The organism is Pseudomonas corrugata (assembly GCF_001269905.1).
In the GTDB taxonomy this organism is placed as follows: domain Bacteria; phylum Pseudomonadota; class Gammaproteobacteria; order Pseudomonadales; family Pseudomonadaceae; genus Aquipseudomonas; species Aquipseudomonas corrugata.
Map to the genome: position 1 here is coordinate 48,474 of NZ_LHVK01000015.1, position 17,666 is coordinate 66,139.

Annotated in this window: 14 protein-coding genes; 7 read left to right on the plus strand and 7 right to left on the minus strand. The window is 61.7% G+C overall.

Annotated features, from left to right (window positions below; translation table 11 throughout):
- Nucleotides 1–59: 59 nt before the first annotated feature.
- Nucleotides 60–602: a copper-resistant cuproprotein CopI gene (copI, locus tag AD665_RS20435; protein WP_053193433.1), complete on the minus strand. Its 543-nt coding sequence runs from the start codon at nucleotides 600–602 to the stop codon at nucleotides 60–62.
- Between the two features lie 156 nt (nucleotides 603–758).
- Here copI and AD665_RS20440 point away from each other — a divergent pair, with 156 nt between their 5' ends.
- Together AD665_RS20440 and AD665_RS20445 are read left to right on the plus strand one after the other, a co-directional pair.
- On the plus strand, nucleotides 759–1,439 hold the full coding sequence (locus AD665_RS20440; RefSeq protein ID WP_053193437.1) for a heavy metal response regulator transcription factor: 681 nt from the start codon (nucleotides 759–761) through the stop codon (nucleotides 1,437–1,439).
- The gene (locus tag AD665_RS20445; RefSeq protein ID WP_053193440.1) at nucleotides 1,436–2,782 is read left to right on the plus strand and encodes a heavy metal sensor histidine kinase; all 1,347 of its coding nucleotides are present in this window, start codon (nucleotides 1,436–1,438) and stop codon (nucleotides 2,780–2,782) included. Before AD665_RS20440 ends, AD665_RS20445 begins: the two co-directional genes overlap by 4 nt.
- A gap of 161 nt (nucleotides 2,783–2,943) precedes the next feature.
- Here AD665_RS20445 and AD665_RS20450 read toward each other — a convergent pair whose 3' ends face one another.
- From AD665_RS20450 to AD665_RS20460, 3 genes are all read right to left on the minus strand, one after another.
- Complete coding sequence (locus AD665_RS20450; protein ID WP_024778210.1) at nucleotides 2,944–4,188, minus strand: lipoprotein-releasing ABC transporter permease subunit; 1,245 nt, start codon at nucleotides 4,186–4,188, stop codon at nucleotides 2,944–2,946.
- Between the two features lie 62 nt (nucleotides 4,189–4,250).
- Nucleotides 4,251–4,934: a lipoprotein-releasing ABC transporter ATP-binding protein LolD gene (lolD, locus tag AD665_RS20455; protein WP_167355730.1), complete on the minus strand. Its 684-nt coding sequence runs from the start codon at nucleotides 4,932–4,934 to the stop codon at nucleotides 4,251–4,253.
- Nucleotides 4,935–4,941: 7 nt separating this feature from the next.
- A complete protein-coding gene (locus AD665_RS20460) occupies nucleotides 4,942–6,192 on the minus strand; it encodes a lipoprotein-releasing ABC transporter permease subunit (RefSeq protein WP_053193443.1) in 1,251 nt (416 codons plus the stop codon).
- A 94-nt stretch (nucleotides 6,193–6,286) separates the two neighbouring features.
- Here AD665_RS20460 and AD665_RS20465 point away from each other — a divergent pair, with 94 nt between their 5' ends.
- Both AD665_RS20465 and AD665_RS20470 read left to right on the plus strand, forming a co-directional pair.
- Nucleotides 6,287–6,883 (plus strand): PilZ domain-containing protein, encoded by a 597-nt coding sequence (locus AD665_RS20465; protein WP_024778207.1) that lies wholly within the window; start codon nucleotides 6,287–6,289, stop codon nucleotides 6,881–6,883.
- Complete coding sequence (locus AD665_RS20470; protein WP_024778206.1) at nucleotides 6,880–7,602, plus strand: glycerophosphodiester phosphodiesterase; 723 nt, start codon at nucleotides 6,880–6,882, stop codon at nucleotides 7,600–7,602. The genes AD665_RS20465 and AD665_RS20470 overlap by 4 nt, the downstream gene beginning before the upstream one ends.
- Nucleotides 7,603–7,644: 42 nt before the next feature.
- Here the strand turns inward: AD665_RS20470 and sthA are convergent, their stop codons facing one another.
- Entirely contained in the window at nucleotides 7,645–9,039 is a 1,395-nt protein-coding gene (gene sthA, locus AD665_RS20475) for a Si-specific NAD(P)(+) transhydrogenase (protein WP_024778205.1), read from the minus strand.
- 233 nt (nucleotides 9,040–9,272) lie between these two features.
- Complete coding sequence (locus AD665_RS20480; protein WP_053193446.1) at nucleotides 9,273–10,322, minus strand: FAD:protein FMN transferase; 1,050 nt, start codon at nucleotides 10,320–10,322, stop codon at nucleotides 9,273–9,275.
- 213 nt (nucleotides 10,323–10,535) lie between these two features.
- Here AD665_RS20480 and tcuC point away from each other — a divergent pair, with 213 nt between their 5' ends.
- Complete coding sequence (tcuC, locus tag AD665_RS20485) at nucleotides 10,536–11,834, plus strand: MFS transporter (RefSeq protein WP_024778203.1); 1,299 nt, start codon at nucleotides 10,536–10,538, stop codon at nucleotides 11,832–11,834.
- A 169-nt stretch (nucleotides 11,835–12,003) separates the two neighbouring features.
- On the opposite strand, the gene AD665_RS20490 is transcribed toward tcuC, so the two are convergent.
- Nucleotides 12,004–13,467, minus strand: coding sequence for a glyceraldehyde-3-phosphate dehydrogenase (locus tag AD665_RS20490; RefSeq protein ID WP_041020650.1), 1,464 nt, complete (start codon nucleotides 13,465–13,467; stop codon nucleotides 12,004–12,006).
- A 169-nt stretch (nucleotides 13,468–13,636) separates the two neighbouring features.
- On the opposite strand from AD665_RS20490, the gene mfd reads away from it, so the two are divergent.
- Both mfd and AD665_RS20500 read left to right on the plus strand, forming a co-directional pair.
- Nucleotides 13,637–17,086 (plus strand): transcription-repair coupling factor, encoded by a 3,450-nt coding sequence (gene mfd / locus AD665_RS20495; protein WP_024778201.1) that lies wholly within the window; start codon nucleotides 13,637–13,639, stop codon nucleotides 17,084–17,086.
- A gap of 10 nt (nucleotides 17,087–17,096) precedes the next feature.
- The gene (locus AD665_RS20500) at nucleotides 17,097–17,663 is read left to right on the plus strand and encodes a CsiV family protein (RefSeq protein WP_053193449.1); all 567 of its coding nucleotides are present in this window, start codon (nucleotides 17,097–17,099) and stop codon (nucleotides 17,661–17,663) included.
- Nucleotides 17,664–17,666 lie beyond the last annotated feature (3 nt).

Genomic DNA, 17,666 nt, shown 5'->3' on the forward strand with positions numbered 1-17,666 from the left:
CGGAAACCTGACTGAAGAATCAGCGGATTCTATCAGCCTTTGCCCAAGCCTTTGAGTGCTTACTGTCTGACGGTCAAGTCACCCTTCATCCCCGCCTGGTAATGACCGGGAATATTGCAGGCGAACTCCAGGCGTGTGGCCTTGCTGAACGTCCAGGTCAGCTCGGCGGTCTTGCCCGGTTCCACCAACACGCTGTTGGGGTCGTCATGACTCATGCCGGCCATGTCATGCCCCATCGAACCATGATCCATCGAACCATGATCCATGGAGCCATGCCCCATCCCAGTCGGCATCAACTGCCCGCTCTGCTGCATCTTGAGCATCTCCTGCTGGTGCTCGGCGTGCATCGCGGCGTCGCCAAGATTGAATTCGTGCAGCAACCGGCCCTTGTTGATCAGCACGAATCGCACGGTTTCGCCAGCTTTGATGTCGAGTGTGCGCTGATCGAAGGTCATGTCTCCCATCACCACATCAATGGTGCGGCTGGCCCTGGCCGCCGGAGCAGGCTCGCCGAAATCGAAATGCTGGCCCGGCGACGCCCATGACGACGCATTGAAGGCCAGCGCACAAGCGGCCAGGATCAAACGTTTTCCCATCAACATGTCCATACTCCAACCGGATAATATTCAGCTTGCGCAAAACTCTATCCCGGTGGGGCTGCCAGTCGGCTGACGGCTTGATTACAACTTTGTCAGCTTCGGCCGCAGCGGTGCCTGGCACGGTATAACCTCACGCCGAAACCTGTCCTGAGCCGCCCTATGAAACTGCTGATCGTCGAAGACCAAACGAAAACCGGCCAATACCTGCGCCAGGGCCTGGGCGAAGCCGGGTTCAACGCCGACCTGGTGACCGACGGCATCAGCGGCCAGCAACTGGCCCTGAGCGGTGACTACGCCTTGCTGATCCTCGACGTGATGTTGCCCGGACGCGACGGCTGGCAGATTCTACAAGCGGTCCGCGGAGCCGGGCTGGATACCCCCGTGCTGTTCCTGACGGCGCGGGATGCGGTACAGGATCGGGTACACGGCCTGGAACTGGGCGCCGACGATTACCTGGTCAAACCGTTCGCTTTTTCCGAGTTGCTGGCGCGGGTCCGCAGTCTGTTGCGCCGGGGCGGTTCGATGCCCCAGGAAACCAGCCTGCAACTGGCGGACCTGCGCCTGGATCTGATCCGCCGCCGCGTCGAACGCAGCGGTCGGCGCATCGACCTCACCGCCAAAGAGTTCGCCCTGCTGGAAATGCTCCTGCGCCGCCAGGGCGAGGTACTGCCCAAATCTTTGATCGCCTCCCAGGTCTGGGACATGAACTTCGACAGTGATACCAACGTCATTGAAGTCGCGATCCGGCGACTGCGGCTCAAGATCGACGATGAGTTCCCCAGCAAGCTTATCCACACCGTGCGGGGCATGGGCTATGTGCTTGAAGAGCGCAGCCTGTGAGAGGCCGGTGGTCGTTGAGCAGCCGGCTGGCACTGTTGTTCGCCGCCTGCACCGCCGTGGTGTCCTTGTTTGCCGGGGTACTGTTCAGCCGCGCCAGCGAGGCGCATTTCATCGAGTTGGACCAGCAGTTGCTGGAAGACAAGTTGATCGGTCTGCGGCGCGCCCTTCAGGATCTGGATGCCGGACAGACCCAGCGCCGCCTGGAAGATGAATTGAGCCGACAGGCCGATCTGGCGCTGCGCATCAAAGACAGCGACGGCGTGCGCTGGTATGACAGTTCGATCCGGATTCCTGCCCGACTGCCCGAAAGCCCTGGCCTTTCCACCCTCAATGACGCCGACACCGATTACCGGGTCCTGAATGCAGCGCTGTACCCCGACCGCCCGGACTCGCCACAACTGACGCTGCTGCTGGACATCACCCACCACCAGCATTTCCTGCAACGCATGCAGCGCCTGATCTGGCTGACCGTTGGCCTGTCGGCCCTGGCCACCGCCCTTCTCGGCGCCTGGGTTGCCCGACGCGGTTTGCAGCCGCTACGACGCATGGGCGCAATCGCTGGCGGGGTTTCGGCGCGCTCACTCAATGCCCGACTGCCCGAAGACCGCATGCCGGCCGAACTGGCGGAATTGGCCCACAGCATCAACGCCATGCTCGGACGCCTCGATGACGCTTTTCAACGGCTTTCAGCGTTCTCCGCTGACATCGCCCATGAACTGCGCACGCCGCTGTCGAACCTGCTGACCCACACCCAGGTCACCCTCACCCGCGAGCGCACACTGGAAGATTACCGCGAGACATTGCACAGCAATCTCGAAGAGTTGCAATGGATGGCCCAACTGGTCAACGACATGCTCTACCTGGCCAAGGCCGACCATGGCCTGTTGACGCCTCACCGCGAGCCGCTGGAACTGGCGCAGGAAGTGGATGTGCTGCTGGAGTTTTTTGCGCCACTGGCCGAAGACGCCCAGGTTCGCTTGAGCCGCGAGGGCAGTGGTCGCCTCGAGGGGGATCGCGGCATGTTGCGCCGGGCCCTGTCCAATCTGCTGGACAATGCCCTGCGTTTTACCCCCATGGGCGGTGAAGTGCGGGTACGAATGATCGAGACTGCCCAGGCGTTGAGCGTGAGCGTGGAGAACAGCGGCGAAGGCATCCCGGCGGACTTGCTGCCGCGCCTGTTCGACCGTTTCTATCGCGCCGACCCGGCCCGCCGGGAAGGCAGTAGCGAACATGCCGGCCTGGGCCTGGCGATCACCCGCTCGATCATCCGCGCCCATGGCGGAGAGATTCACTGTGAATCAGCCGATGGCTGGACGCGGTTCGTGATTGAGTTGCCAAAATAGGTTGAGCCGAACGCCAACCCTGTGGCGAGGGGATTTATCCCCGCTGGGGCGCGAAGCAGCCCTAAACCTGCCAACCCGATCTGCCAGATTGAATGGGAGCTTTTTGGGCTGCTTCGCAGCCCAGCGGGGATTTATCCCCTCGCCACAGGGGACTGCGGGGCTTACGAGTATCGCAATGCCTGCGCCGGCTCGATCTTGGCCGCGCGCCACGCCGGGTAGACGGTGGCCAGGAAGCTCAGGATGAAGCCTGCGGCACAGATCAACACCACGTCGCCACGCTGAAGCTCAGACGGCAGGTTGCTGACGAAGTACACATCGGAACTGAAGATATGCTGACCGGTGACTCGCTCCAGCCACCCCACCAGCTCACTGACATTCAGCGCCGCAATCACCCCCAGCACACCGCCGATCGCCGTGCCGACGATACCGATCACCGTGCCCTGGACCATGAAGATCGCCATGATCTGCCGCGGCGTGGCACCGATGGTACGGAGGATCGCGATGTCCGCCCCCTTGTCGTTCACCACCATGATCAGCGTAGCGATGATGTTGAACGCTGCCACGGCGACGATCATCAGCAACAGCAGGCCGATCATGGTCTTTTCCATTTTCATGGCACTGAACAGGCTGCCCTGGGTGTGGGTCCAGTCGTCGGCCCTGTAGTCCGTACCCAGGCTCGTGGCGATATCACCGGACACCTTTGGCGCGGCGTAGAGGTCCTTCACCGCCAGGCGCACGCTCTGCACCTGGTTCGGCTGCCAGTGCTGCATCTGTGCAGCGTCGGCCAGATGAATCAGGGCCATGGAGCCATCCAGCTCGGCGCCTACCTTGAACACGCCGACCACATTCAGTCGCTGCATCCGCGGCGTGATACCGCCCGGCGCGGTGCTGACTTCCGGCACGATCAGGGTCAGCTTGTCGCCGACGTTCAGGCGGAAGCGCCGGGCGGTGATTTCACCGATCACCACGCCAAACTCACCCGGTTTCAAGGCATCGAGACGACCCTGGACGATATGCTGGGCGACGATGGACACCTTGCCTTCCTGGGCCGGGTCGACGCCGCTGATCTGGATCGGCTGCATCGAGCCCTTATAGCTCAACATGCCTTCCATCTCGGTGAACGGCACGGCGGCGGTCACCTCGGGATTTTTCAGCGCGGCGGCGGCCACTGGCTGCCAGTCATCGATCGGCTTGACCCCGACAATCGTGGCATGGGGCACCATGCCGAGGATGCGCGAGCTCATCTCACGCTGGAAGCCGTTCATCACCGACAGCACCACGATCATCGCCAGCACACCCAGGGCGAGGCCGATCATCGAGGTCATGGATATGAACGAAACAAAGCGATTGCGACGCTTTGCGCGGGTATAGCGCGTGCCGATGAAGATCGATAACGGTCTGAACATTCGCGGAGCACCGTAGAAAATTGAAGACCCGGCGCGTGTTACCGACGCCGGGTTGCGGGCGGTCAGATAGGCGTCAGGCAACCTTCCTGCAAATGCAGGACGCGGTCCATCTGCCGGGCCAGGTTCATGTCGTGGGTCACCACCAGGAACGCGGTACGCATCGAGGTGCTGAGCTCCAGCATCAGGTCCTGGATACCCTGGGCGGTGTGGGAATCGAGGTTGCCGGTCGGCTCGTCGAGCATCACCAGGCCAGGCTTGTTGACCAGGGCCCGGGCGATCGCCACGCGCTGGCGCTCGCCACCGGACAGTTCCGCCGGCTTGTGCTCCAGGCGATGGCCCAGCCCTACCCGCTCCAGCAACGCGGTAGCGCGCTGGCGGGCCTCTGGAATCGCGGTGCGACCGATCAACAGCGGCATGCAGACGTTTTCCAGGGCAGTGAACTCGGGCAGCAAATGGTGGAACTGGTAGACGAAGCCCAGGGAGCGGTTGCGCAACAGGCCACGGCCTTTCTCGTTCAGCGCCGAGAGTTCTTCTCCAGCCAGCCAGACACTGCCGGCGGTCGGTGTATCGAGACCGCCCAGCAGGTTGAGCAAGGTACTTTTGCCCGACCCGGAGGTACCGACAATCGCCACCCGCTCACCCGGATGCAGTTCCAGCTGCAGGTCCGACAACACCACTACCGACTCCGGGCCTTCCTCGTAGGATTTGCCCAGGTTGCGGCAGCTCAAGATCGCTTTTTCACTCATGCCCGACTCACTCATAACGTAACGCCTCCGCAGGCTGGGTGCGCGCAGCACGCCAGGCTGGATACAGGGTGGCGAGGAAACTCAGGATCAACGCGGCGCCGCAGACCATCAACACATCGTCGGCCTGCAGTTGCGATGGCAGGTAGTCGATGAAATACACGTCGGCGTTGAGAAACTTGTGCCCGATCAGACCTTCCAGGGCGGCAATCGCGGCACTGACGTTCAGCGCGGCGAACATTCCGACCAGGGCGCCAACCAGGGTCCCGATCACACCGATGACGGTGCCCTGGACCATGAAGATGCGCATGATCTGTCCCGGCGTGGCGCCCAGGGTCCGCAGAATGGCGATATCCCCCTTCTTGTCATTCACCACCATCACCAGCGTGGAAATGATGTTGAACGCAGCGACAGCGACGATCAGCAGCAACAGTAGGCCGATCATGGCTTTTTCCATGCGGATCGCCTGGTACAGGTTGCCGTGGGTGCGGGTCCAGTCCCGGGCGTAGTAACGGTCTTCGCCGAGCTGCTGGGCGATGGCCCACGCGGCACGTGGTGCCTGGAACAGGTCATCGAATTTCAGCCGCAGCCCCTGGACCTGGTCCGGTTTCCAGCGATGCAGGCGCGCCAGGTCCTGGAGGTTGGTGACGCCCAGGTAACCGTCCAGCTCCCCGGCGCCGACATGGAAAATGCCGACCACGGTAAAGCGCTTCATGCGCGGGAACACACCGCCCGGCGTTACGGTGACTTCCGGCGCGACGAAGGTCAGCTTGTCACCGATGGCCACGCCCAGTTTGGTCGCGGCCTTGTCGCCGATCACGATGCCGAAACTGCCCGGCGCCAGGTCGTCGAGCCGCCCCTGCTGCATGAAGTTATCGATGATCGACACCTGTCGCTCGAGTCCGGGGTCGATGCCGTTGAGCAGGACCTTGGACACCTTGCCGTCGTGGGTCAGCAGCCCCTGCATCTGGGTGAAAGGCGCAACGGCCAGCACCTGCGGGTTCTGCTTGGCCTTGGCAGCCAGGCTCTGCCAGTCGCTTATAGCTTCGCCGGATTCGACGGTGGCGTGGGGCACCATGCCCAGCACGCGGGTACGCATCTCATGGTCGAAGCCGTTCATCACCGACAACACGACAATCATCACGACCACGCCAAGGGCCAGCCCGATGATGGATGTCAGGGAAATGAACGATACGAAATGATTGCGACGTTTTGCACGGGTATAACGCGTGCCGATGAATACGAAGAGAGGTCTGAACATGTCGGGGCTTGTTCGGAGGGAAAAGGAACGTCCTTGTGGCGGGGGTCTCAAACCAGCTTTACACTCAGACCACCGCCGCTACCATGGGTTCGCCATGTCGACATTAGATGAAGAAGATCGCCGCGAATACTACCGTATCGAGGACATGATCGCACTGGAAATTCGGCCCCTCTCCATTCCTGAAGCTGCTGACCAGGAAGTGTTGCAGGATCCCTCTCCATTGTTCAACTTGCTCAGCGAACTGCACTTGAGCGAGTTCGAGTCACAGCACCTGCTGCGCCAGATCAGCGAGCGCGAGCGCAGCATCGCGGCCTATCTCAAGGTCATGAACAGACGTATCGATCTGCTCAGTCAGGTCATTGCCCTGACCGTGCTCGGCGAAATCGGCGAACCGCAGCCGGTGATCATTTCCGAAGGCGGCATCGACTTCCAGTATGCAACCCCCATCGCCATCGGCGCGCACCTGTCGATCAAACTGGTGCTCATGCCCCAGGCCCTGGGGCTGTTGCTGCGAGCGCGGGTCACCCATTGCGACCCCAAGGGCGACGGCTACGACGTGGGCACCGAGTTCGAACGCCCGACCGACGCCCAGCGCCAACTGCTGGCACGCTACATCCTGCAGAAACAGGCGCAAGAACGCCGCCTGGCGCGGGAACTGAACGAATCAGGTATCAATAAGGAAGAACCGTGACCCTCATTTATGGCCACCGCGGCGCCAAGGGCGAAGCACCGGAAAACACCCTGACCGGTTTTCAGGAATGTCTCAAGCACGGTGTGCGCCGTTGCGAGCTGGACCTGCACCTGTCCATGGACGGCGAGTTGATGGTGATCCATGACCCTACCCTCAAGCGCACGACCGATCGCCGGGGCAAGGTGGTGGAGCACTCCGCCGCCGAACTGGTGACCTACGATGCGCGCAAGGGTGGACCGGGCTGGATCACGCCATGCCCGATCCCCCGCCTGGAAGAGTTATTCGAGAAGTGTGATTTCGAGCATTGGCAACTGGAGGTCAAGAGCGCTTCACGCACCCGGGCAGCGGCCACTGTGCTGGGAATCCGCGAGATGGCCCAGCGCTTCGGCCTGCTGGACAGGGTCACCATCACCTCCAGTTCCCGGGAAGTGCTCAAGGCCGCCCTGGAGTTGACGCCGGACATCTCCCGCGGGTTGGTAGCCGAGTACGCCTGGCTCGACCCGCTGAAGGTCGCCCAGAGTTACGGCTGTGAGATTCTGGCGTTGAACTGGACCTTATGCACGCCCGAGCGCCTGATCAAGGCGCAGCGCCAGGGGCTGCATGTGTCGGTGTGGACCGTCAACGAGCCTGCGCTGATGCGCAGACTCGCCGACTTTGGCGCTGACAGCCTGATTACAGACTTTCCCGGTTTGGCCACCGCCACGCTCGAGAATGGCTGAAATCGGTCTCCCCGGCCGGCTCAGGCCACCGGCCGGAGCCGCTCAAAAAAGCCGGTTGAGCCCATCATAGGCCGCTACCCGATAGGCTTCGGCCATGGTCGGGTAGTTGAACGTGGTGTTGACGAAGTACTTCAGCGTGTTCAGCTCACCCGGTTGATTCATGATCGCCTGGCCGATGTGGACGATCTCCGACGCCTGGTAACCGAAGCAGTGCACACCGAGGACTTCCAGCGTCTCGCGGTGGAACAGGATTTTCAACATGCCTTGCGGCTCGCCGGCGATCTGCGCCCGCGCCATGCCCTTGAAGAAGGCCTTGCCCACCTCATAAGGCACTTTGGCCTGGGTCAGTTCCTGCTCGTTCTTGCCGATCGAGCTGATCTCCGGAATGGTATAGATACCGGTCGGCACGTCGTTGACAAAGCGCCAGCTACCGTTGTCGACGATACTGCCGGCGGCCGAACGACCCTGGTCGTGGGCGGCACTGGCCAGGCTCGGCCAGCCGATCACGTCACCTGCACCGTAGATGTTCGGCACACAGGTGCGGTAGTTCTCGTCGACTTCGATCTGGCCGCGGCTGTTGACCTTCACGCCGATGTTTTCCAGGCCCAGGGCATCGGTGTTGCCAGTACGACCGTTGCACCAGAGCAAGGCGTCGGCCTTGATCTTCTTGCCGGACTTGAGGTGCAGGATCACGCCGTTATCCACGCCTTCGACGCGGTCATAATCTTCGTTGTGGCGCACCGTGATGTTGTTGTTGCTGAAGTGATAGCTCAAGGCCTGGGAGATTTCCGAGTCCAGGAAGCTCAGCAACTGGCCACGGTTATCCACCAGTTCCACCAGCACACCCAGACCACTGAAGATCGATGCGTATTCGCAACCGATCACCCCGGCGCCATAGACAATGAGCTTACGCGGGGTGTGCCCCAGGCTGAGGATGGTGTCGCTATCGTAGATACGCGCGTGGCTGAAATCGATGTCGGCAGGACGATAAGGGCGCGAGCCGGTGGCGATGATGATGTGCTTGGCCACCAGTTTTTCCACCACGCCATTGCCGCAAACCACTTCCACGGTCTGCTCGTCGGCAAAGCTGCCGGTCCCGAAGAATACGTCGACACGGTTGCGGGCATAGTAACCGGTGCGCGAGGCCACCTGCTTGGAGATCACCTTCTCGGCGCTCTTGAGCACGTCGGGGAAGGAGAACCAGCGCGGCTCGCCGATGGCCCGGAACATCGGGTTGGTGTTGAACTGCATGATCTGCCGGACCGAGTGACGCAAGGCTTTCGACGGAATGGTACCCAAGTGGGTGCAGTTGCCGCCGACCTGGCGACGACTGTCGACCATCGCCACCTTGCGTCCTGCCTTGGCGGCGTTCATTGCCGCGCCTTCTCCCGCCGGGCCGGAACCCAGTACCACCACGTCGTAGTTGTAGACAGCCATGCGTACTCCTCAGAACAGGCCGCGGCACCCGATATGGCACCGACGGCTAAATCACGCCGGGTTGCGGCATGAAGGAACAATTTTGGGCCGGCTCACGCGCCCGGCCGCAGTCTATCGAAGCGTCAACGCCGCGCACATTACCCCTTGGTCGCGTCGTAGGCTAGTTTTGCCTGCGCTATTTCGCCACACCTAGGCTTTCACCAGCCTGTCATCACTACCCGACATTGTTGTGTTCATTGGGTTTTCCCGCGGCTGATCCGTTCAAACGTCTCATTGCTGCGGGTGACAAAACGATCTTTGTCCCGCAGCACGAAAAACACGCCGATATCGTGTTTCTCGGCATAGTCCCACCCCTGTTCAGGCCCGAGAATCAGCAACAGCGTCGACAGTCCATCGGCCATCATCGCCGAAGGATGAATTACCGTGACTGACGCCAGGTTGTGCAGGACCGGTGCACCGGTCCGTGCGTCGAAGGCGTGGGAATAACGCGTGCCATCCTGTTCGAAATATCGGCGGTAGTCGCCGGATGTTGAAACGCCGTAGCCATCGACTTCGATGACGCGCTCGGCCACCTGCTGGTCATCCCGAGGCGCCTCCAGGGCGACACGCCACGCTGAACCATCAGGTTTGCGCCCGGCCGCCTTGAGTTCTCCGGTGGCTTCGGCCAGGTAACTGTCGATGCCCAAGGCCTGGAACCTCGCGGCGATCCGGTCGACGGCATCACCGGCGGCAATACTGTTGAAATCGACTTCCACCGCGGCGTCCTTGCACAGCCGGTCGCCGTCGATACGCAAATGACCATGGCCGACACGCTGACGCACCTGGGCCAGGGCTTCGACGCCTGGTACCTTCTCTTCCCGGGACTGGGGACCGAAGCCCCACAGGTTCAGCAGCGGTTCCACCGTCAGGTCAAAAGCACCGCCACTTTGCGAGGACAACTGTTCCCCCACGCGAATCAATTCCAGCACCGGATCAGGCATGACCTGACAGCTGTTGGCCGGCAACGCATTGAAACGTTCGATGTCCGAATCGCTGCGATAGGTGGAAAGCTGCCGATCCACGTCGGCAAGGATCTGTTCCACCTCTGCCCGCACCGCTTTCGGGCCGGGCGTGGCCGAATGCCTGACGTACTGAATGGAATAGTGACTGCCCATGGTCGGGCCGCCGAAATGCTCCAGGGTATCGCCGTTGCCGCAGCCAGACATAAGGCCCGCCAGGACCACAAGCACGCCCCATCGTCCAATTAACAAATCTTCACCCCCCCTCAAAACCGCGATGGCCATTATGGGCTTCAGTGTCCGCCAGTCCAGATGCAACAACCTGTGGGACCAGATCTATGGGAGCAGACCTGTGGGAGCAAAGCTTGCTCGCGACGCAAACGACTCGGTCCACCTGCAAGACCGTGCCTTCGTTCATCGCGAGCAAGCCTTGCTCCCACAGGCTCGTTCCCGCAGGCACTGCATTTCCAAAAAGTTCTACCAGAGCGAGTACATTAAATGTCTTCCAACACGAGCAACGGCAAGGCGATTTTTCGCGTTGTCAGCGGCAACTTCCTGGAGATGTTCGACTTCATGGTCTATGGCTTCTATGCCACGGCCATCGCCAAGACGTTCTTCCCCACCGGCAGTGCTTTCGCCTCGCTGATGCTGTCCCTGGCCACCTTCGGGGCCGGGTTCCTGATGCGCCCGCTGGGAGCGATCTTTCTCGGTGCCTACATCGACCGCCATGGTCGCCGCAAAGGTCTGATCATCACCTTGGCGATGATGGCCGCCGGTACCCTGCTGATCGCCTGCGTACCGGGCTACGCCGCCCTGGGTGTGGTGGCACCGCTGCTGGTGCTGCTGGGCCGGTTGCTGCAAGGCTTCTCCGCGGGGGTCGAGCTCGGTGGAGTGTCGGTGTACCTGGCGGAAATCTCCACACCCGGGCGCAAGGGCTTCTTTGTCAGTTGGCAATCCGCCAGCCAACAGGCTGCCGTGGTGTTCGCCGGGCTGCTGGGGGTGGGCCTCAATCATTGGCTGAGCCCGCAGGAAATGGGTGAATGGGGCTGGCGCGTGCCGTTCCTGGTGGGTTGCATGATCGTACCGGCGATCTTCGTGATTCGTCGTTCCTTGGAAGAAACACCTGAATTCCAGGCGAGAAAGCACCGCCCTACCCTGCCGGAAATCATCCGCTCCATCGGTCAGAACTTTGGCATCGTCTTGGCCGGCATGGCGCTAGTGGTGATGACAACGGTGTCGTTCTACCTGATCACTGCCTATACACCGACTTTCGGTAAATCCGAGTTGAACCTGTCGGATCTGGATGCGTTGCTGGTCACGGTGTGCATTGGCCTGTCGAATTTCTTCTGGCTGCCGGTGATGGGGGCATTTTCCGACAAGGTCGGACGCAAACCCCTACTGCTCGCCGCAACCATCCTGGCAATCCTGACGGCCTATCCGGCGCTGTCCTGGCTGGTGGCGAACCCCAGCTTCAACCATCTGCTGATCGTCGAGCTGTGGTTGTCGTTCCTGTATGGATCCTACAACGGCGCCATGGTGGTGGCCTTGACGGAAATCATGCCGGTGGAAGTGCGTACTACCGGATTCTCCCTGGCCTACAGCCTGGCGACCGCAACCTTCGGCGGATTCACACCTGCGGCATGCACTTATCTGATTCATGTACTGGGCAACAAGGCTGCGCCGGGGATATGGCTCAGCGGTGCGGCGGTGCTGGGGCTGATTGCTACCCTGGTGCTGTTCAAGGGCAATCGTCATCAACTGCGGACTGCGCAGGCTTCAGCCGTTAGCGGCGCCTGATCAACCGCTATCGCGAGCAGGCCCGCTCCCACAGAGTGTACGCGGTCAAAATGTGGGAGCGGGCTTGCTCCGGGCGGCGATCCGACGAAGAGGCCAGTTCAGGCACCATAAAACAACAGACAAAAAAACGCCCCGACAAGTCGGGGCGTTTTTTATGGGCGGCTAGCGCTTAGCGTGGGAACGCAGGTGGGTTCACACCGGCCATGTCTTCCATCACGCGAACCACCTGGCAGCTGTAACCGAACTCGTTGTCGTACCAGACGTACAGAACAACGCGGTTGTCTTGGCTGATGGTGGCTTCAGCATCCACGACACCGGCGTGGCGCGAGCCCACGAAGTCGGTGGACACCACTTCCTGGGAATTGACGAAGTCGATCTGCTTATGCAGATCGGAGTGCAGCGCCATGTAGCGCAGGTACTCGTTCATCTCTTCGCGGGTGGCGGCTTTCTCAAGGTTCAGGTTGAGAATGGCCATCGACACGTTAGGCGTCGGCACACGAATCGCATTGCCGGTCAGCTTGCCGGCCAGTTCAGGCAGGGCCTTGGCGGCGGCGGTGGCGGCACCGGTCTCGGTGATGACCATGTTCAGCGCGGCGCTGCGGCCACGACGATCGCCTTTGTGGAAGTTGTCGATCAGGTTCTGGTCGTTGGTGTACGAGTGAACTGTTTCGACGTGACCGTTGACGATGCCGAACTTGTCGTTCACTGCCTTGAGCACCGGCACGATGGCGTTGGTGGTGCAAGAGGCGGCGGAGACGATCTTGTCGTCCGCGGTGATGTCGCCGTGGTTGATGCCGTGAACGATGTTCTTCAGCTTGCCCTTGCCAGGCGCGGTCAGGACAACGCGGTCGACGCCCGGGCAGGCCAGGTGCTGGCCCAGGCCGTCGGCGTCACGCCATACACCGGTGTTGTCCACCAGCAGCGCATCCTTGATCCCATACTGGGTGTAGTCCACCTCGGTCGGGTTCTTCGCGTAGATCACCTGGATCAGGTTACCGTTGGCGGTGATGGTGTTGTTTTCTTCGTCGATGGTGATGGTGCCGTTGAACGAACCATGGACCGAGTCACGGCGCAGCAGGCTGGCACGCTTGGTCAGGTCGTTCTCGGCGCCCTTGCGCACCACGATGGCCCGCAGGCGCAGGCCGTCGCCACCACCGGTTTTCTCGATCAGGATGCGCGCCAGCAGACGGCCGATACGACCGAAGCCGTACAGGACCACATCAGTGCCTTTGCGAGCCGAAACGTTCTGCTGGCCAACCACATCAGCCATCTCTTCACGCACGAACTGCTCGGCGCTACGGCCATTGCCTTCGTTGCGGAATTTGAACGCCAACTTGCCCAGGTCCACCGAAGCCGCGCCGAGCTTGAGCTCGCTCATGGCTTTGAGCAGAGGGAATGTTTCGTGGACGGAGAGTTCGCTGTCGTCGGAAGAACGGTGGCGAGCAAAGCGGTGAGCCTTGAGAATCGCGATGACAGACTGGTTGATCAGGCTGCGGCCATAGATCGAGCTCACCACGTTGTTATTGCGGTAGAGCTGACCGATGAGAGGGATCATCGCTTCAGCGAGTGCTTCACGATCAATCCATTCACCAAGACACTGGTCGGGCTTCTGAGTCACGGGAACCTTCCACATGTAGGGGCTGAAAAAAGGGGCTACATTATGCCGCCGAGTCCACGCCGGAGCAATGCGCGCCTGTCGCGCCGTGGTTTTCCCCTCTGCCCGGGTAGTCTGCGACTGACAGCCGCCCCTTTACCCCGCTACAATTGTCGACTTTGTCGCAACGCTTGGAGCTCAACCTTCCGTGCCCGTTCTGCGTCTTCCGCTTCTCCCTGCCACGGCAGGTAAACAGCACTGGGGCAATCTGCCCGGTGCCGCCCTGAGCCTGGCCATTGCCGAGGCTGCCAGCGCTGCAAAGCGCTTCACCCTGCTGCTGACCGCCGACAGCCAGAGCGCCGAGCGGCTGGAGCAGGAGCTGGGTTTCTTTGCCCCGGATCTGCCGGTTCTGCATTTTCCGGACTGGGAAACCCTGCCCTACGATCTGTTCTCACCGCACCAGGACATCATTTCCCAGCGAATCGCCAGCCTCTATCGGTTGCCGGAGCTCAGTCATGGCGTTTTGGTAGTGCCGATCACCACTGCCCTACATCGCCTGGCGCCGACCCGGTTCCTGCTCGGCAGCAGCCTGGTGCTGGATATCGGCCAGAAGCTGGATGTGGAGCAGATGCGCACCCGCCTGGAGGCCAGCGGCTATCGTTGCGTCGACACCGTGTACGAGCACGGCGAGTTCGCGGTACGTGGCGCATTGATCGACCTGTTCCCGATGGGCAGCAAGCTGCCTTATCGCATCGACCTGTTCGATGACGAAATCGAAACCCTGCGTACCTTCGATCCGGAAAACCAGCGTTCCATCGACAAGGTTCAGTCGGTCCGCCTGTTGCCCGCCAAGGAATTCCCGCTGCAGAAGGACGCGGTAACCCGCTTCAAGGCGCGGTTTCGCGAACGCTTTGACGTGGATTTCCGGCGCTGCCCGATCTTCCAGGACCTGAGCAGCGGGATCACCCCTGCCGGCATCGAGTATTACCTGCCGCTGTTCTTCGAAGAGACCTCCACCCTGTTCGATTACCTGCCCCAGGACACCCAGGTGTTCTCGTTGCCAGGCATCGAACAGGCTGCGGAAAACTTCTGGAACGACGTGCGCAATCGCTACGAAGAGCGTCGCGTCGACCCCTCCCGGCCTTTATTGCCACCCGCCGAGTTGTTCCTGCCGGTAGAGGACTGCTTCGCCCGTCTCAAGAACTGGCCGCGCGTGGTGGCGAGCCAGCAGGACGTGGAGACCGGCGTCGGCCGTGAACGCTTCCCCGCCAAGGCCCTGCCGGACCTGGCGATCGAAGCCAAGGCCACGCAGCCGTTGGCGGCGCTGGCAGGTTTTCTCGACGAGTTTCCCGGCCGCGTGCTGTTTACCGCCGAATCCGCCGGGCGACGCGAAGTACTACTGGAATTGCTCGATCGGCTGAAGTTGCGACCAAAATCGGTCGAGAGCTGGCCGGATTTCGTCGCAAGCAAGGATCGACTGGCAATCACCATCGCACCGCTGGACGAGGGCCTGGTCCTCGACGATCCGGCGGTGGCGCTGGTGGCCGAAAGCCCGTTGTTCGGCCAGCGCGTCATGCAACGCCGACGTCGTGAGAAACGCGCCGATGCCGCCAACGACGCCGTCATCAAGAACCTCACCGAGCTGCGCGAAGGCGCGCCGGTGGTACACATCGACCACGGCGTGGGCCGCTACCTGGGCCTGGCGACACTGGAGATCGACAACCAGGCGGCGGAGTTCCTCACACTGGAATATGCCGAAGGCGCCAAACTCTACGTGCCCGTGGCGAACCTGCACCTGATCGCACGCTATACCGGCAGCGACGATGCCCTGGCCCCGCTGCATCGCCTGGGCTCGGAAACCTGGCAGAAGGCCAAGCGCAAGGCCGCCGAGCAGGTGCGCGACGTGGCCGCCGAACTGCTGGACATCTACGCCCGCCGCGCCGCACGCGAAGGGTATGCCTTCGCCGACCCGAAAGCCGACTACGAAACCTTCAGCGCCGGTTTCCCGTTCGAGGAAACCGTCGACCAGCAGACCACCATCGAAGCCGTGCGCGCCGACATGCTCGCACCCAAGCCAATGGACCGGCTGGTATGCGGCGATGTCGGTTTCGGCAAGACCGAAGTGGCGATGCGCGCCGCGTTCATTGCCGTGCACAGCGGCAAGCAGGTCGCGATTCTGGTGCCGACCACCCTGCTCGCCCAACAGCACTACAACAGCTTCCGCGACCGCTTCGCCGATTGGCCGGTCACCGTGGAAGTGATGAGCCGCTTCAAGTCCGCCAAGGAAGTGAACGCCGCCGTGGCCGACCTGGCCGAGGGCAAGATCGACATCGTCATCGGCACGCACAAGCTGCTGCAGGACGATGTGAAGATCAAGAACCTCGGGCTGGTGATCATCGACGAAGAACACCGCTTCGGTGTTCGCCAGAAAGAACAACTCAAGGCCCTGCGCAGCGAGGTCGACATCCTGACCCTGACCGCCACGCCGATTCCGCGCACGCTGAACATGGCGGTGTCGGGCATGCGCGACCTGTCGATCATTGCCACACCGCCGGCCCGTCGCCTGTCGGTGCGCACCTTCGTCATGGAGCAGAACAAGAGCACGGTCAAGGAAGCCTTGTTGCGTGAGCTGCTGCGCGGCGGCCAGGTCTATTACCTGCACAACGACGTCAAGACCATCGAGAAATGCGCCGCCGACCTGGCCGAGCTGGTACCGGAGGCGCGGATCGGCATTGGCCACGGACAGATGCGCGAACGCGAACTCGAACAGGTGATGAGCGACTTCTACCACAAGCGCTTCAACGTGCTGATCGCCTCGACCATCATCGAGACCGGCATCGACGTGCCGAGCGCCAACACCATCATCATCGAACGGGCCGACAAGTTCGGCCTGGCCCAGTTGCACCAGTTGCGCGGCCGGGTCGGGCGCAGTCACCACCAGGCCTACGCCTACCTGTTGACGCCACCGCGCCAGCAGATCACCCCCGACGCGGAAAAACGCCTGGAGGCCATCGCCAATACCCAGGACCTGGGGGCCGGTTTCGTGCTCGCCACCAACGACCTGGAAATCCGCGGTGCCGGCGAACTGCTGGGCGACGGCCAGAGCGGCCAGATCCAGGCCGTCGGCTTCACCCTGTACATGGAAATGCTCGAACGGGCGGTCAAGTCGATCCGCAAGGGTGAGCAGCCGAATCTCGACCAGCCCCTGGGCGGCGGGCCGGAAATCAACCTGCGGGTGCCGGCGCTGATCCCGGAGGATTACCTGCCGGATGTCCATGCACGGCTGATCCTCTACAAGCGTATTGCCTCGGCCACCAACGAGGAGGACCTCAAGGATTTGCAGGTGGAGATGATCGACCGCTTCGGCCTGCTGCCGGAACCGACCAAGAACCTGGTGCGAACCACGCTGCTCAAGCTCCAGGCCGAACAGTTGGGCATCAAGAAGGTCGACGGTGGCCCCAACGGTGGCCGGATCGAGTTCGAAGCCCAGACGCCGGTCGATCCGCTGGTACTGATCAAGCTGATCCAGGGCCAGCCAAAGCGCTACAAATTCGAAGGCGCCACGATGTTCAAATTCATGGTGCCCATGGAGCGCCCGGAAGAACGTTTCAACACCGTAGAAGCGCTGTTCGAGCGCCTTACCCAGACCACTGCTTGAAGGACGCCCCATGCGCCTGTTTCGCTCATTGACCTTGCTGATGACCCTGGTCGCTCCCCTGGCGTTTGCCGACGACCTGTATCAGGTAGAAATGATTCTGATACGCCAGAATGCCGAACCGGTGATTATCAGCCGCGCCGCGCCGGAAGACTGGGACGCCGGCGCGCAACACCTGCCCGCCGACAGCCAGCGCACCCCTGCACTGGGTAACATCGTGGAGAAGCTCAACGCCAGCGGCCAATACACGATATTGATGCACAAGGCCTGGCAGCAGAACCTCGGGGAACAGGGCAGCAAGGTGGCCATCAGCGACGGCACCGAACAGTTCGGTCAGTTTCCCATTGAAGGCACCCTGGAGCTGAAACTGGGACGCTTCACCGACGTGGATGCCGATTTCTGGATCAACCGGATCGATGCCAATGGCCTGGTCACCGCGAGCGAACGCCTGCAGCAGAAAAGCCATACCAAGAACGGCCAGCTCAACTATCTGGACAATGGCCAACTGGCCTTGCTGATCAAGATCACCTCGCTGACCGCGCCCGCTCCACGGCAGGCACCTGACGTCATTCCGGACTGATCG